This window comes from Streptomyces sp. DG2A-72, from assembly GCF_030499575.1.
Lineage (GTDB): Bacteria > Actinomycetota > Actinomycetes > Streptomycetales > Streptomycetaceae > Streptomyces.
Genome location: NZ_JASTLC010000001.1, coordinates 8,950,367 through 8,964,883, shown reverse-complemented (window position 1 = coordinate 8,964,883; position 14,517 = coordinate 8,950,367). Strand labels below are relative to the sequence as shown.

At 67.6% G+C, this 14,517-nt stretch carries 14 protein-coding genes and 2 pseudogenes; 11 read left to right on the top strand and 5 right to left on the bottom strand.

The window, feature by feature from the left end; translation table 11 throughout:
- Window position 1 precedes the first annotated feature (1 nt).
- Window positions 2-406 (top strand): hypothetical protein, encoded by a 405-nt coding sequence (locus QQY66_RS42575; RefSeq protein ID WP_301985760.1) that lies wholly within the window; start codon window positions 2-4, stop codon window positions 404-406.
- A 323-nt stretch (window positions 407-729) separates the two neighbouring features.
- Here the strand turns inward: QQY66_RS42575 and QQY66_RS42570 are convergent, their stop codons facing one another.
- Window positions 730-1,488 carry a DeoR/GlpR family DNA-binding transcription regulator gene (locus QQY66_RS42570; RefSeq protein ID WP_301985759.1) on the bottom strand — a complete coding sequence of 253 codons (759 nt, stop codon included), beginning with the start codon at window positions 1,486-1,488 and terminating at the stop codon, window positions 730-732.
- A gap of 83 nt (window positions 1,489-1,571) precedes the next feature.
- Here QQY66_RS42570 and QQY66_RS42565 point away from each other — a divergent pair, with 83 nt between their 5' ends.
- Window positions 1,572-2,870, top strand: a complete 1,299-nt coding sequence (locus tag QQY66_RS42565) for an MFS transporter (RefSeq protein ID WP_367667036.1) — start codon at window positions 1,572-1,574, stop codon at window positions 2,868-2,870.
- On the opposite strand, the gene QQY66_RS42560 is transcribed toward QQY66_RS42565, so the two are convergent.
- Together QQY66_RS42560 and QQY66_RS42555 are read right to left on the bottom strand one after the other, a co-directional pair.
- Window positions 2,801-3,217 carry a MarR family winged helix-turn-helix transcriptional regulator gene (locus QQY66_RS42560; RefSeq protein ID WP_367667035.1) on the bottom strand — a complete coding sequence of 139 codons (417 nt, stop codon included), beginning with the start codon at window positions 3,215-3,217 and terminating at the stop codon, window positions 2,801-2,803. The two genes, QQY66_RS42565 and QQY66_RS42560, sit on opposite strands and share 70 nt — an antisense overlap.
- An 87-nt stretch (window positions 3,218-3,304) precedes the next feature.
- Window positions 3,305-3,823 (bottom strand): annotated as a pseudogene (locus QQY66_RS42555) (transposase); the annotation flags it as partial.
- A gap of 109 nt (window positions 3,824-3,932) precedes the next feature.
- On the opposite strand from QQY66_RS42555, the gene QQY66_RS42550 reads away from it, so the two are divergent.
- Window positions 3,933-4,196 carry a helix-turn-helix transcriptional regulator gene (locus QQY66_RS42550; RefSeq protein ID WP_367667034.1) on the top strand — a complete coding sequence of 88 codons (264 nt, stop codon included), beginning with the start codon at window positions 3,933-3,935 and terminating at the stop codon, window positions 4,194-4,196.
- Between the two features lie 154 nt (window positions 4,197-4,350).
- On the opposite strand, the gene QQY66_RS42545 is transcribed toward QQY66_RS42550, so the two are convergent.
- Window positions 4,351-5,241 carry a sigma-70 family RNA polymerase sigma factor gene (locus QQY66_RS42545; protein WP_301985758.1) on the bottom strand — a complete coding sequence of 297 codons (891 nt, stop codon included), beginning with the start codon at window positions 5,239-5,241 and terminating at the stop codon, window positions 4,351-4,353.
- 129 nt (window positions 5,242-5,370) lie between these two features.
- Between QQY66_RS42545 and QQY66_RS42540 the strand changes: the two genes are divergently transcribed.
- The 5 genes and pseudogenes from QQY66_RS42540 (at window position 5,371) to QQY66_RS42520 (ending at window position 11,019) form a co-directional block, all read left to right on the top strand.
- A complete protein-coding gene (locus tag QQY66_RS42540) occupies window positions 5,371-6,849 on the top strand; it encodes an MFS transporter (protein WP_301985757.1) in 1,479 nt (492 codons plus the stop codon).
- Window positions 6,846-7,802 (top strand): annotated as a pseudogene (locus tag QQY66_RS42535) (IS481 family transposase). The gene QQY66_RS42540 and the pseudogene QQY66_RS42535 overlap by 4 nt, the downstream one beginning before the upstream one ends.
- Window positions 7,803-8,822: 1,020 nt before the next feature.
- The gene (locus QQY66_RS42530; RefSeq protein WP_301985756.1) at window positions 8,823-9,887 is read left to right on the top strand and encodes an aromatic ring-hydroxylating dioxygenase subunit alpha; all 1,065 of its coding nucleotides are present in this window, start codon (window positions 8,823-8,825) and stop codon (window positions 9,885-9,887) included.
- On the top strand, window positions 9,884-10,084 hold the full coding sequence (locus QQY66_RS42525; RefSeq protein WP_301985755.1) for a hypothetical protein: 201 nt from the start codon (window positions 9,884-9,886) through the stop codon (window positions 10,082-10,084). Before QQY66_RS42530 ends, QQY66_RS42525 begins: the two co-directional genes overlap by 4 nt.
- Window positions 10,081-11,019: a PDR/VanB family oxidoreductase gene (locus tag QQY66_RS42520; protein ID WP_301985754.1), complete on the top strand. Its 939-nt coding sequence runs from the start codon at window positions 10,081-10,083 to the stop codon at window positions 11,017-11,019. Before QQY66_RS42525 ends, QQY66_RS42520 begins: the two co-directional genes overlap by 4 nt.
- On the opposite strand, the gene QQY66_RS42515 is transcribed toward QQY66_RS42520, so the two are convergent.
- Window positions 10,970-11,785, bottom strand: a complete 816-nt coding sequence (locus QQY66_RS42515; RefSeq protein WP_301985753.1) for an IclR family transcriptional regulator C-terminal domain-containing protein — start codon at window positions 11,783-11,785, stop codon at window positions 10,970-10,972. The genes QQY66_RS42520 and QQY66_RS42515 overlap by 50 nt on opposite strands.
- Before the next feature lie 191 nt (window positions 11,786-11,976).
- Between QQY66_RS42515 and QQY66_RS42510 the strand changes: the two genes are divergently transcribed.
- From QQY66_RS42510 to QQY66_RS42500, 3 genes are read left to right on the top strand one after another with little or no spacing between them, the layout of a single operon-like run.
- A complete protein-coding gene (locus tag QQY66_RS42510; RefSeq protein ID WP_301985752.1) occupies window positions 11,977-12,951 on the top strand; it encodes an ABC transporter substrate-binding protein in 975 nt (324 codons plus the stop codon).
- Window positions 12,948-13,721, top strand: coding sequence for an ABC transporter permease (locus QQY66_RS42505; RefSeq protein WP_301985751.1), 774 nt, complete (start codon window positions 12,948-12,950; stop codon window positions 13,719-13,721). The genes QQY66_RS42510 and QQY66_RS42505 overlap by 4 nt, the downstream gene beginning before the upstream one ends.
- On the top strand, window positions 13,718-14,497 hold the full coding sequence (locus QQY66_RS42500) for an ABC transporter permease (RefSeq protein WP_301985750.1): 780 nt from the start codon (window positions 13,718-13,720) through the stop codon (window positions 14,495-14,497). Before QQY66_RS42505 ends, QQY66_RS42500 begins: the two co-directional genes overlap by 4 nt.
- The last annotated feature ends 20 nt before the right edge of the window (window positions 14,498-14,517 follow it).

The following is a 14,517-nucleotide window of genomic DNA, read 5'->3' as shown; positions in this document are numbered from 1 at the left end:
CTTGGAGCGCGTCTGCGAGGACCATGCCGGGTATGAGAGTGCGGCGGCCTACCGCGACCCGGCACCGCATCCGCTGGTGGTCTTCCCTGTGACGGGGGATCCCGACTTCGTCACAGGGCCGGAACCGGCTCCGGAGGATGTGCAGTTGGTGGCGTGCGCCACGTTGATCGGTCGCGTGTCGGACACCTCGATCGCCGCCTGCGCGTACAAGGACCATTCCGGCTCGTCCTATCGCGTCGACTACTACCAGGGCCGGTACCGTGCCACTGTCTACGAGGCGCGAACCGGCCGCACGGTGGGCTCCATCCCGCCTGAACGGTCCCGACAGTCAGGAGGAGTCGAGCCTTCGGGAACGGACTGTTCAATCGCGCTGACAGACTACGAGACGGGCAGTGCGAAGCGATGAATGACGCCGGACGTTGCAGAGCCCTCACCCTGGAGAGTCGCCCAGGGGGCACTACCCTGTGGCCAACTCCGATGCTTGGAGTGGCCAACTATCTCTGAGCAAAATGGCCAACCGTAGTTGAACACCGGCCGCTCACCAGCGGACTTCTCGACGTCTCTGGCCACTTACCACTGAAGGTCACAAGTGGTGTGACGCTCATGTGACTGAGCGCTTCAGTTGGTTGTGACCGCTCTTCCGTGAAGCCTCGGCTTGCTTGCGTACCGGAGTGGCCCGCAGTTGGCGTACGGCTGGTGGGAGCTTAGTTGCGGCTTCCTGCTGGGTGCTCAGCCTCGGTGCGTTGCGACGCCCAGAGCTTCGATGGCATCGACGATGACCTGTGGTGCTGCGCCATCGGTCACCAGGACATCGACGCGGTCGAGTGGTGCGATCATGGCCAGCGCGGTGCGGGTGAACTTGCTGGCGTCAGCGGCCAGCAGCACGCGTCGTGCCTGGGTAATGGCCAGACGCTTCACAGCGGCGTCGGCCAGGTTGTAGGTGGTGATCCCGTCCGTGACGGAGACGCCGCAGCAGGTGAGGATCGCGGTGTCGAAGCGCAGGGCGCGCAGGCTCGCCTCGGCCAGCGGCCCATTGACGGCCAATTCTCCGGGCCGCAGGTCGCCGCCGGGCAGGATGACCCGGGTCGGTGCCGCGGCCGACAGGACATTGGCCGCCTGCAGGGACAGTGGCATGACCGTCACCCGGCGTCCGGCCAGGGCGCGAGCGATATGCAAGGCGGTGGTCCCGCCGTCGAGCAGGACCGCCTCCCCGTCCTGGACCAACTCGGCGACCGCAGTGCCGATGGCGTGCTTGGCCTCAGCGTTGTCCAGTTCGCGGAAGACGAACGGGGGTTCATCCCCGCGCGCGAGGTCGCTGACGGCCCCGCCCCGCACCCGCCGCAGCGCACCCAGCGCGGCCAGCTGCTCCAGATCCCGGCGGATGGTCACCTCAGAAGCGCCCGTCGCCTGGGCCAGCTCGGACACATCGACCTGCCCGCTTTCACGAAGACAATTCATGATTGCCAGATGCCGTTCCGAAAGCTCCATATGACTATCCAATCGCTACCGGTGTGCGTTATCAAGGAGAGGCTGCAACGCTCTACGCCGGATCGGCAGGGAATGGAGCATCCATGCGGTTACGTTCACGGCGGATACGGCGTGACACCCAGCACGACGGAGCCTCCGGCTACCGCGCCGTTCTCACGGCGCACGGGGCGCCGCCGCTGGTGGTGTGGTCACTGCTGGGGCGGCTGGCGTTCGCAATGACGAACCTGAGCCTGCTGCTGTACGTGAGCGCGACCAGCGGTTCCTATGCCTTGGCCGGGAGCATGACCGCGGTCAGTCTGATCGGCACGGCCGCCGGGGCGATCGGACAAGGCCGACTGATCGACCGGTTCGGGCCCAGCCGCCCCCTGCTCGTCCTGGCAGCAGCGTACGGCCCGCTGAGTCTCGCGCTGATCGCCATGGTCTCTGCCCAGCGTTCACTGAATCTTCCGCTGGTCTGCGTGGTCCTCGCCCAGAGCGCCACACAGCCGTTGCTGGCCGTCGTGTCCCGGTCGATGTGGCCGCGCCTCGTCCCGGCGGTCTCGCCGCGTCGGACGGCATACAGCTACGAGACCATCAGCACCGAAACTTGCTATCTCATCGCCCCGGCCATCGCCGCCACTCTGGCCGCAACGCTGTGGCCGGGAACTCCTCTGACTTTGGCCTCCGGTGTCATTACCATGGCGGCCATCGGCTTTGCCCTGGCCCCGGCCGCACGTCGACACCGCGGCGCAGAACGCAGTGCCGTGCAGTCGCCGGAGCACACGCAAGCGGTCCTGCACCATCGAGGAATGCCGATCCTGCTGATGGCCGCGCTGGGATTCGGTGTCGGAGTCGGTTTCGTCGCGGTCGGTGTACCGGCCGCAGCAAGCGCACTCGGTATGCCGACGGCCGCCGGATTGCTGCTGGCCGCCTGGTCCGTCAGTTCCGTCGTGGGCGGACTCGGCTACAACCGTCGCCCCCGGCCCTCCGAAGCATCCCTGCGGTTGCCGTTGTTGATGGCGGCCTTCGGCCTGCTGCTCTGCCCGGTCTTCATCGGCGGCTTTTACGGCATCGCAGCAGCGATGATCCTCACGGGCCTCACCCTGGCTCCCCAACTCACCACTCAGAACACCCTCCTGGACTCGCTCGTACCGCCCCATCAGGTCTCGGAAGCCTTCGGATGGGTCACCACCGTCATCGCCCTGGGCAACGCCGCCGGCCAGGCCGCGAGCGGAGCCGTGATCGAACACAGCGGTCACAAGATGGCGTTCCTCATCGGCATAGCGAGCATCCTCGGCTTCACCGCAGTGGTCAGCTTCGGCCGACGCCGCCTTCAGGTCACGGACGTCTTCGACTCGGGTGTCAGCCGGTCGAAGACGGCAGCCCGGACAGTGGCGACGTGACTGGGGGCGGCCTGCTCTAGGGCGGTCAGCCCCTCGTCCGTCAGCACGGCGAGCTGGGCCCGTCCGTCCCCCGGCGCGTCCTCGCGGCGCACCCAGCCGCGCTCCTCCATGCGGCTGACGGTGTAGGAGAGCCGTGTCCGGGCGATCTTCAGCTGTTCGGCGAGGTCTGTCATGCGCAGCCGTCGCTCGGGGGCCTCCGAGAGGAACACCATCACCGAGTAGTGCAGGTGGCTGAGGTCGGCCTTGTGCCGCAGTTGCTGGTCGAGAGCGTCCTCCAGTACCAGGCTGAGGTCGCGGTAGGCGCGCCAGGCGCGCTGCTCCTCGGGGGAGAGCCAACGGGGTTCCATGGATCGCACTCTAGTGAGAGCTCCTTCGAGGGCCGTCTCTCCGACGGGGTTCCGGGGGGCCTGACAGCGCCGGCATACAGGTGGTTATAGCCGACCGAACTCGTCAAACGCGAAGCCCCGGTCCGGGAAGCGGTCCAGGACCTCTTCGATCCGGTCCAGCTTCGCCTTCCGCTCGGGGTCCGGGGACTCGCGTAACGCCTCGCGGCCAATGCGGATCACACGGCCGTGGACTTTGCGCAGGTAGGCGACGCGTTCGCGCAGTGACCAGCGGGTGAACGGCTGGCCGAGTTTGGTGGGGCGGGTGGTGGCCGTCTGGACGACGAATTCCTCGTCGTCACGGTTGAGCAGGCGGGAACGGTCTCCCGCCCACTGAGGGTCCAGGCAGGCCAGGCTGATCTCGTTGAACCGGTGGATCACATCCCGGACGGTGTCCTCATCGGCCTGCACCAGCTGGGCGATCACCGGTACCCGGTTCCCGTCGGCCGAGGCCAGCAGCATCATCGCCCGCCGGTAGGGCACCGTGCTCGTGCTGCCCTGGCGAACGATCTGCTGCAGCTTCTGCCCCTCCTGATCGGTCAACCGGCGCACACGGACAGGCTCAGCCACCACACCCCCAGCCATCAGATCGGACGTCACCGCACATCCAACCGCCACGACCACCAAACCGGCGAACCTATGCGGCCACAGCACTAGGCTGACCAAGCCGACCATCGCCGTGCTGGAGGTGTTGCTGGCGTCGACGGACGATGCCCCTGCGTGGGGGCTCAGCATTTGCCGCGATGCCGACCTCGGCTCCGGCACCGTGTACCCCATCCTCGATCGGCTCAAAGGGCACGGCTGGGCCTCCAGCTGGACCGAGACCGAGCCGCATCCCGGGCGTCCGCCCCGGCGGTACTACGAGCTGACGGCCCAGGGGCGCTCGCTCACAACGAGCGCGCTCGAGGCTCGGCGAGCCAGGCAGCAACATGTCCTGCGATGAGTGGGCGGTCCGGCGTGAAGCTCGTGCGTAGGCACCACCACCGGAATCGCCGGCTGCGCCCTGAGGCCTTCCTAGCTGTACTGACCCGGGACATTGGTTGAGCGGCTCAGCGAGGGGCGCTCTGGGGAGATGCGTTGTCGCTGAGCCGGCGGGCCTACCCGATGCCGTTGACCAGTTGCTCGATACGTGGTTGGTCGAGCAGTGAGTAGATCTGGACGATTCGGCCGTGGGAGATCACGAAAGCCATGATCGAGACGGGCTGGTGGTTGGTGCGGACGACGACAGCCGCGCTGCCGTTTAGCGTGATGGGCTGGAACGTGGCGTCCGGGATGGCGAATGTCGCTGCGCGTCGTGTCACGTTCTCTGGGCCGCGAATCGTGGCGGACGTGGCAGGCCGGGTGGCTCCGCCGTCGGCGTGGAATGTGATCTCGGGGTGCAGCAGAGTGAGAAGCGTGTCGATGTCACCGTCGCGGGATGCTGCGAAGAAGGCGTTGACCACGCTGCGTTGACTTGCGGGATTGGTCTCAATCTCGGCGGGATCTACGGCGTGCACTCGTTGACGCGCGCGGCTGGCGAGTTTGCGGGTAGCTTCGGTCGACTTGCCGAGGACGTTGGCGATCTCACTGAACGGCATTCCGAAGGAGTCGTGCAGCACGAACGTGAGGCGCTCTGGTGGCGTCAGACTTTGTAGAACGATGTGGAGCGCCAGGCTGACCTGCTCGGCGAGAAGAGCCTGATCCTCTGGGCTCAGTGCCTGGTCGGGGCGCACGTGGAGTTCGGGCCCGGCTGCGTCTGTTGGACTCTCGGGTCGCGCGGTTCGCGCTCTCAGCTTGTTGAGACATGTGCGTGAGACGACGGTCGTCATCCATCCATCGAGGTTGGTGACGACGGCGACGTCTGTTGCGCCGGGACGGCTGAGGCGCACCCAGGCATCTTGGACAGCGTCTTCTGCATCCGCGCTGTTGCCGAGGATCCGGTAGGCCAGTGCGGTCAGCCGTTGACGGCTCTCTTCGAAGTGTCGGCTGAGCTGTTCAGCAGAGTCCATCCAGTCACGTCCTCGTGTTGCGGGGTGTCAGTGCCTGTGACACGCCTACGAGCGAGAACGTGACTGGAGCACGATGTGATGACCCCGAACCAATCAGCGCCAACCCTAGATGCCCGACAACGACGCCGGATGGCGCTGCTGGCCTTGTGTCTGGCTGGCTTCTTGATCCAGCTCGACGTCACGATCGTCAATGTCGCCCTCCCGACGATCCAGCATGAGCTGCAAGTGGCGCCAGGCTCGTTGGAGTGGATCATCAGCGGCTACGCCCTCGGGCTGGCTGCACTGATCCCGTTGATGGGTGCACTCGGTGATCGGCTTGGCCACCGGCCGGTCCTGTTGGCCGGTCTGGTCGTCTTCGGCCTCTGCTCCGCCGGAGCAGCGCTGGCACCCAGCCCCGTGGCGCTTGTGTGCGCGCGAATCGGTCAGGGAGTTGGCGGAGCCGACATCTTGGCGCTCACCCTCGCCGTACTGACCGATACCTACCCGCCGGAACAGCGCGGTCACGCGATCGGCTGGTGGGCAGCGATCGGCGGCATTGGCTTCGGCGCGGGCCCGATCGTCGGCGGCCTACTGCTGTCGGCCTTCGGCTGGTCAACGATCTTCTGGGCCAATCTCCCGATCATTGTCGTCACGGTTGTCTTGATTCTGCTGACCATCCCACGGGCCGCTACGACGTCCGAGTCGCGGCCGCTTGACGTGCCGGGTGTCGTGCTCGCGTCGGTGGGCCTGACATCAGTGACTTTCGGGCTGATCACCGCGACTGACGTGTCCTGGGATCCGGCACGAACCCTGTTGCCGCTCATCGGTGGCGGGCTCGTTCTCGTGGCGTTCGTGCAGTGGCAACGCCGCGCCAGCGATCCTTTGGTACCGAGAGCGGTGCGCAGCAACTCAGCGTTCATCGGTGCCTGCTTCATCTACTTCACCAGCTACCTGGCCTTCAGCGGCACGCTCTACTACGTCACCTTGATGTTCCAGAACGTTCTCGGCTGGTCCGCACTTCACACCGGCCTGTCGTGGCTGCTGATGAACACCCCGTTCCTAGTGGCCGCGCAGATGGCCGGCAAACTCAGTCAACGCTTCACGCCACGTGCCATCGTGACCACGGGCTGCGCGGCCGGAGCGCTCGGTGTGGCAGCACTGAGCACCTTGACGCCAACCACCCCATTCGCCGTGGCGGGCATCGGGTACCTGGTCGCAGGAGTCGGTTTCGGACTGCTGGTTCCTGGGATCACCCACGTGGCCATGCGCGACGTCTCCGCGCCCGTCGCGGGTGCTGCCTCGGCGGTGCTGAACTCCTCGCGCCAGCTCGGTACCGCCGTAGGCCTCGCGCTCGTCGGCGCCATCGGCGCGGCAGTGACGCACCACACCTGGGTCGCATCGCGATTCGGGCACACGCACTCTGCCCCCGGCACCATCGCCACCGGAAACCTCCATGCAGTTCCCACCCAGATGCAGGGCACGGCCCGTCACGCATTCGAAACCGGCTACCACGTCGCACTCGGAATCTGCATCGCGAGCCTCCTTGTCGCCGTGTGGCTATCACTGCACGCGTTCAAGCAGCCGACGGCCCGCGCCGAGGCAGCCCGGGTGAAGGAACCGAGTCTGTGAGTCATGCCAACTCCGCCCTGACCCCGCGAGCGCGACTCAAGGTCGCCCAACTGGTCGTCGACCAAGGAGTCCTGATCCGCGAAGTCGCCGCCCGATTCCAATGCTCATGGCCAACCGTCAAGCGATGGGCGAGCAGGTACGCAGCCGGGCAGCCCATGACCGACCGATCCTCCCGACCACACACCAGCCCCGCGAAGACGCCAGCAGCAACGACGAAACGAATCGTCTCGCTGCGCCTGCGCAAGCGCATCGGCCCTGTCCAGCTCGCTGCCTTGACCGGGGTCGCGCCATCGACCGTGCACCGGGTGCTTCGGCGCTGCCACATCAGCCGTCTGAACTACCTCGATCGTGCTACGGGAGACCCGGTACGCCGCTACGAACACCCTCACTCGGGGTCGATGATCCACGTCGACGTCAAGAAGCTCGGCAACATTCCCGACGGAGGCGGATGGCGATTCGTCGGTCGCGCGCAAGGCACACGCAACCGCGCGCGGACGGAAGGGAAGCCGAAGAATCAGCACCACGACCCGAAGATGGGCTACGCATTCGTTCACACCGTCATCGACGACCACTCTCGTGTCGCCTTTGCCGAGCCGTGACCTGGTTCGCCGACCGTGACGTCACCGTCGAGCGGGTGCTCTCCGACAATGGCGCCGCCCGTGTCACACCTCTGGCGCGACGCCTGCACCGAACTTCGGATCAAGCACTCACGCACGCGACCCCGCCGCCCGCAGACCAACGGGAAGATCGAGAGATTCCACCGCACCCTCGCTGACGGTTGGGGATACGCCCGCTGCTACGTCTCAGAAGCCGAACGCAGGGCCGCCCTCTCCGCCTGGCTCCACACCTATGACCACCACCGGCCACACACCGCCATCGGGAACAAGCCGCCCATCGCCCGCTTGATCAACCTCCCGGGTCAGTACACATCTAAGGGGCGTCCAGCACCCTGATCATCGTCCGCCACCCGGCCACCAACCACAGCAGTCTCGGGCAGGACAGTGCCGCGGCAGCCACTTCCGATTTCCCTGCGTCCTGCCAGCGTCCCGAATCAAGCGCCCAGCCACTCACAGAGACCACATGCGGCGACCTCTCCTGGCTATGAGCTACGACATCCGTGCAGGTCAGAACAGTTCGAACTACCTTTGACGGCAACGCCGTTGAAGTCACGAGCAGCGGATTCAGTCCGTTGACCCAACAGACTGAATCCGCACCCTCGATGAGACGTTTCCGCAGGTCAGATGCCTGCCCGGTGGGGCGAGTGGGACTCGAACCCACGGCCGACGGATTATGAGTCCGCTGCTCTGCTCGACCCGAATTCACTCCCCGCTCGCTGCCCAACCCCGACATAGGACTGGGGACGCAGCCGGACCAGGACCCGTCCTGGCCGCGCCACCCGAAACCTAACCGGGCCACTCGTGGGCCGAGTCACCATCCGACAGCAGTCCCGTTTCCGCAAGCGAGAGCTGGCGTCTCACGGGTGCCACCGGGAGACGAACAGCCGGTCGACGGCCGCGTCCCCGCGTCCGTCAATCCAGCAGCCTCCTCGCGATCCCTGTCCCCAAGCCTTCGCGCTGCCTGTCCGACCTGCGACAACACACTGGAGAGTCGAAAGGAGGGCAGATTCGACCCGGATTCGCCCCCGAAGCCCTCTCCCGAGCCGACGAACATGATTGATCTGCGACGATGCAATTTCTGCTCCTGTGCAGACAGTTTGCGGCGCAACGATCGATACAAAATGCTCAAAGCCGTTATATATCGCAAAGCGGGAATGCCAGGCTGACACAAACCATCGGCGGAAACGCTCAGCGAGATCGCCGGCTCAGCGCACTCCTGATTTCACTCCCACAAACGAGCACCCGTCCTGAACAGGAAGTTTCCCCAGAGCCTTCCGTGAGGCGGAAGAGGTATTGCGGCGCCGTGACACCCTTCCGGACGATGTCGCCATCACCCAACGACGGGAGCCGAAGCCAATGCCGCACATGACGACTTTCGCCAGGAACCAGTGGTACGTCGCCGCCTACAGCCACGAGGTCGGGCGTGAGCTGCTCGGCCGGACCGTCCTCGGTGAGCCGCTCGTCTTCTACCGCACCGAGGGCGACGGAACGCCCGTCGCGCTGCACGACCGGTGTGTGCACCGCCGGTACCCGCTGTCGGAGAGCGGTCTCGACGGCGACCGGATCGTCTGCGGCTACCACGGCTTCACGTACGACACGACGGGCGCTTGCGTGTACGTGCCCGGGCAGAAACGCATCCCGCGCACGGCCCGCGTCGCCTCCTACCCGGTGGTCGAGCAGGATTCGTTGATCTGGGTGTGGATCGGCGACCCGGCGCTCGCGGACCCGCAGACCATCCCGCGCGCCCGGCACCTCGACGCCCCCGGCTGGACCACCGTCCGCGGCATGGAGCCCATCGACGCCGACTACGGACTGCTCGTCGACAACCTCCTCGACCTCTCCCACGAGACGTATCTGCACGGCGGCTACATCGGCACCCCCGAGGTCGCCGAGACGCCGATCACCACCGAGGTCGACGAGGGCGCGGGGATCGTGCGGGTCAGCCGGCACATGGACGACGCCGAGTGCCCGCCGTTCTACGCCAAGTCCACCGGCATCGAGGGCCGCATCACCCGCTGGCAGGACATCGAGTACCACGCCCCCTGCCTCTATCTGTTGCACAGCCGGATCGCCCCGGTCGGCGTGGTGCCGGAGGCCGACGGCAGCGATCCGAACGGCTTCCACACCGAGATCACGTACGCCATCACGCCGTCCTCGGACGGCAAGGTGTACGACTTCTGGATGGTCTCCCGGGACTGGGCGACGGACGACGACGAGGTCACCGAGTTCCTGCGCGGCAACAACCACACCGTCGTCATGCAGGACGTCGACGCCCTCAACCTGCTCCAGAAGACGCTCGGGACCGAGCGGACGGGGTACCAGGAGCTGAGCATCAACATCGACACCGGCGGCCTGGCAGCCCGGCGTATCCTCGCCCGGCTGGTGGAGGAGGGCGACAAGCCGATGGAGAAGGTCCAGTGACGAGCCCCACGGGCGAGATCTACCGCATCGACTGGCTGCCGGGCACCGACATCCTGCACGGCACCTGTCACTGCGGCGCCGAGCACACCGCCCAGGATCCGATCGAGATGTGGGAGTGGATGCTGGGCCACCCCGAAGGACACCACCCCGAAGGACACCACCCCGAAGGACACCAGCCGCGAGGAAGCGACTCATGACCGTGTACGAAGCCGAACTCGTCGTCGACCGCCGGGAGGCCGCGGCCGACGGCGTGCTCGCCCTCACCCTGCGCCATCCCCTGGGCGAGGAGCTCCCGGCCTGGGAGCCGGGGGCGCACATCGACGTCGTACTGGGTCCGGAGCTGGAGCGGCAGTACTCGCTGTGCGGGGATCCGGCGGACCGCTCGGTGTGGCGGATCGCGGTGCTGCGGGAGCCGGACGGGCGGGGCGGATCTGCGCACGTGCACGGGCAGTTGGGGCCGGGCGACAAGGTGCGGGTGCGCGGGCCCCGCAACCACTTCGCGCTGGCCCCGGCACCCCGCTACCGCTTCATCGCGGGCGGCATCGGCATCACGCCGATCCTTCCGATGCTGGCGGCGGCGGAAGCGGCGGGCGCCGAGTGGACGCTGCTCTACGGCGGACGGAGCCGCCGGTCCATGGCGTTCACCGGGGAGTTGCGGCGGTACGGCGACCGCGTCACCGTCGCTCCGCAGGACGAGGCCGGCCTGCTCGACCTCGCCCCGGTCCTCGACGACCTCCCCGAGGGCACCCTCGTCTACTGCTGCGGTCCCGGGCCGCTGCTGGACGCGGTGGAGGAGCGCTGCCCGGCCGGAGTGCTGCACGTCGAGCGGTTCAGCCCGAAGGAGCAGCAACAGACCGGAGACGACGAGGAGTTCGAGGTCGTCCTGCAGCAGAGCGGGCGCACCCTCACCGTCCCGCCGGACGTCTCCGTGCTCGACACCGTGCGTGCCGCGGGTGTCGAGGTGCTCTTCTCCTGCACCGAGGGCACCTGCGGCACCTGCGAGACCGACGTCATCGAGGGCACCCCGGACCACCGTGACTCGGTCCTCACGGAGGAGGAGCGCGAGGCCGGGGAGACCATGCTCATCTGTGTGTCCCGGTGCCGGGGGAAGCGGCTCGTGCTGGACCTGTGATCCGTACGTCCGCCTCGATCCGGGCGACCGTCGCGAGCAGATGGGGCAGCAGATCGCGGCGTACGGACTCGACGGAGTTGCGGCCGGCGTGCACGGCTATGTTCACGCCGGCCACCACCTCGCCGTCCCGGTCACGCACCGGGGCGGCGACCGATCGCAGCCCCTCCTCCAGTTCCTGGTCGACGAGGGCGTGCCCCTGACGCCGTACCCGGCGCAGTTCGGCGCGCAGGGCGTCCGCCGTGACGACGGTGCGGGCGGTGAGGGGGCGCAGATCGGCGCGGGCGAGGCGGATCTCGATCTCCTCGTCCGGCAGATGGGCGAGGATGACCCGGCCCACGGAGGTGACGTGCGCCGGGAAGCGGGTGCCGACCGTGATGGACGCGGTCATGATGCGGCTGGTGGGGACCCTCGCGACGTACACGACGTCGTCGCCGTCGAGGACGCACAGCGAGGACGACTCCCGTACCTGCGCGACGAGTTGCTCCAGATGCGGTTCGGCGATCTGCGGCAGGGTGAAGCTGGAGAGGTAGGAGTAGCCGAGTTCCAGCACGCGCGGGGTGAGGCGGAAGCGCCGGCCGTCGGTCTGGACGTAGCCCAGGTCGGCGAGCGTGAGCAGGAAGCGGCGGGCAGCCGCGCGGGTCAGTCCGCAGGCGCGGGCGACATCGCTGAGCGTGAGAGCCGGGTGCTCGGCGTCGAAGGCGCGGATGACGGCGAGACCCCGCTCGAAGGACCGGACGAAGTGCGGTGCGCGGGGTGCAGCGGGCATCGTAGCCTCCGGGCGGACGCATGAACGTGCGCTGTGCGCACGCTAAGAGCGCGCATCTCCCCCTGTCAACGACCTGTGATGACACGGACATTGACCCTGCCCGGGGCCGGGCCTTACGTTCCCACACAGCACACCCGTGCAGTCTGCGCACAACCTCTCGGAGCACCAGGACCGGTCCCACAGGGGGAGTCATGCGTCGTCGTCTGTTCATCGGCCTCACGGCCCTATCCGTTCTGGCCGCCGCGACGGCGTGCGGCTCGTCCGACGACGGTGGCGCGTCGGACCCGAACGCCTCGTCCGGCGGCACCACCACGGTCAAGGTGGGGATCATCCCGATTGTCGATGTCGCGCCCCTCTATCTGGGCCAGAAGAAGGGGTTCTTCAGTGAACGCGGCCTGAAACTGGAGCTGACGCCCGCGCAGGGCGGCGCCGCGATCGTGCCGGGTGTGGTCAGTGGCCAGTTCCAGTTCGGCTTCTCGAATGTGACCTCGCTGATGGTCGCCCAGTCCAACAACGTGCCCATCAAGGCCGTGGTGAACGGCATCGCCTCGACCGGTGTGAAGGGCAAGGACTTCAACGGCCTGATGGTGAAGAAGGGCAGCTCGATCACGTCGCCGAAGCAGTTGGAGGGCAAGAAGGTCGCCATCAACACCCTGAAGAACATCAACGAGACCGTGGTGCGTCAGTCGGTACGCGCGGCGGGCGGCGACCCCGACAAGGTGCAGCTCGTCGAGCTCGCCTTCGACCAGATGCCCGCGGCGCTCGACAAGGGACAGATCGACGCCGCCTGCGTGGTCGAGCCGGCGACCGCCACGATCAGGAGCCAGGGCGGCGTGGAGATCGCCTCTCCCCTGGTCGACATCGCCCCGGACCTCACCGTCGCCATGTACTTCACCTCGCAGCAGTACGAGCAGCAGAACCCGGACGTGGTGAAGAGGTTCCGGGAGGCCACCGCCCAGTCCCTGGCCTACGCCGACTCCCACCCCGACGAGGCCCGAGCGATCATGACGACGTACACGAAGATCCCGGCGGACGTCCTGGAGCGGGTGACCCTGCCCAAGTGGCCGGCCGAGGCCAACCGCGCCTCCATCGAAGCCCTGATGAAGCTGGGCGAGGAGGACGGCCTCTTCAAGAAGACGCCGGACCTGGACGCGCTGCTGCCGTGAGGGGCGTGAACGCCGCACTCGGTGCGGCCGGGCTCGCGGCCTTCCTCGCCCTGGGTGAGGTGGTGCCGCGGCTCGGTCTGGTCAAGGACGACTACTTCCCGCCGACCAGCCGGATCGCCGACGCGCTCGGTGGCGAACTCACCGACGGCGCCTTCTGGTCGGCGCTCGGGGACACCCTCACCGGCTGGGCGCTGGGCCTGGCGATCGCGGCCTGTGCGGGGATCGTGGTCGGCGTGGTCATCTCCGTGGTCCCCCATCTGCGGGAGGCGACGGCCTCCACGATCGAGTTCCTGCGCCCGATCCCCTCGGTCGCCCTGATCCCCCTGGCGGTCCTCCTCTACGGCACCGAACTCCGCTCGGTCCTGCTCCTGGTCGTGTACGCCTCCTTCTGGCAGGTGCTGATCCAGACCCTGTACGGCGTCCAGGACCTGGACCCGGTCGCCGACGAGACGGCACGGTCGTACGGCCTGGGCACCTGGGCGCGGATCCGGCATGTGCTCTGGCCGACCGCGCTGCCGTACGTCATGACCGGCGTGCGCCTGGCCGCGGCCGTCGCGCTGATCCTCGCGGTGACGGCCGAACTCGTCATCGGCGCACCGGGGTTGGGCGCGCGGATCGCTGTGGCGCAGACCTCGCAGGCCGTGCCCGACATGTACGCGCTGATCGTGGTCACCGGCCTGCTGGGGCTGCTGATCAACGTGGGCGCGCGGTCGGTGGAGCGGCGGGCGCTGGCCTGGCACCAGTCGGTGCGCGGGGAGGTGGCGGTGTGAGCCGGCTGCTGCTGCGGGGCTCCTTCGTGCTCGCGCTGCCCGCACTGCTGGTGGCGGGCTGGTGGGTCGCGTCCGACGGCAGTACGGACGTGTACTGGCCGCCGCTGCGGACGATCCTCAAGACCTTCCCCGACGTATGGACCGCCGACCGGCTCCAGGACGACGTCCTGCCCAGCGTGCTGCGGCTGACCGGCGGTTACGCGCTCGCGGCGGTCGTCGGCGTGGCACTCGGCACGGTCATCGGCTCCTACCGACGCGTGCGCGCGGTCTGCGAACCGGTCCTGGAGTTCCTGCGGGCGGTGCCACCCCCGGTCCTCGTGCCGGTCATCATGCTGTTCGCGGGCATCGGCGACACCATGAAGGTCACCGTGATCGCCAGCGGCTGCGTCTGGCCGATCCTGCTCAACACCGTCGAAGGCGTACGCGCGGTCGACCCCGTGATGGCCGAGACGGCGCGCTCGTACGGCATTACCGGCAGCGCACGGCTGCGGAACATCGTGCTGCGCTCGGCGAGCCCGCAGATCTTCGCGGGGCTGCGTCAGGCGCTGTCCATCGGCATCATCCTCATGGTCATCAGCGAGATGTTCGCGGCCAGCAACGGCCTCGGCTTCACCATCGTCCAGTTCCAGCGCGGCTTCGCCATCCCCGACATGTGGACCGGCATCCTCCTGCTCGGTCTGCTCGGCTTCCTCCTCTCCGTCGTCTTCCAGCTGGTCGAGCGCCGAGTGCTCGGCTGGTACCACGGCCTGCGCGCCTCGACCAGGCGGTCGCCGTGAACCTCGCGAAAGGGCGGTCC

Bases quoted from the DNA above. Each gene is read 5' to 3' on its own strand.
- QQY66_RS42570 (WP_301985759.1), bottom strand. From the start codon at position 1,488: ATGGAGCTTTCGGAACGGCATCTGGCAATCATGAATTGTCTTCGTGAA.
- QQY66_RS42565 (WP_367667036.1), top strand. From the start codon at position 1,572: ATGCGGTTACGTTCACGGCGGATACGGCGTGACACCCAGCACGACGGA.
- QQY66_RS42560 (WP_367667035.1), bottom strand. From the start codon at position 3,217: ATGGAACCCCGTTGGCTCTCCCCCGAGGAGCAGCGCGCCTGGCGCGCC.
- QQY66_RS42545 (WP_301985758.1), bottom strand. From the start codon at position 5,241: ATGGACTCTGCTGAACAGCTCAGCCGACACTTCGAAGAGAGCCGTCAA.
- QQY66_RS42540 (WP_301985757.1), top strand. From the start codon at position 5,371: ATGGCGCTGCTGGCCTTGTGTCTGGCTGGCTTCTTGATCCAGCTCGAC.
- QQY66_RS42530 (WP_301985756.1), top strand. From the start codon at position 8,823: ATGCCGCACATGACGACTTTCGCCAGGAACCAGTGGTACGTCGCCGCC.
- QQY66_RS42520 (WP_301985754.1), top strand. From the start codon at position 10,081: ATGACCGTGTACGAAGCCGAACTCGTCGTCGACCGCCGGGAGGCCGCG.
- QQY66_RS42515 (WP_301985753.1), bottom strand. From the start codon at position 11,785: ATGCCCGCTGCACCCCGCGCACCGCACTTCGTCCGGTCCTTCGAGCGG.
- QQY66_RS42510 (WP_301985752.1), top strand. From the start codon at position 11,977: ATGCGTCGTCGTCTGTTCATCGGCCTCACGGCCCTATCCGTTCTGGCC.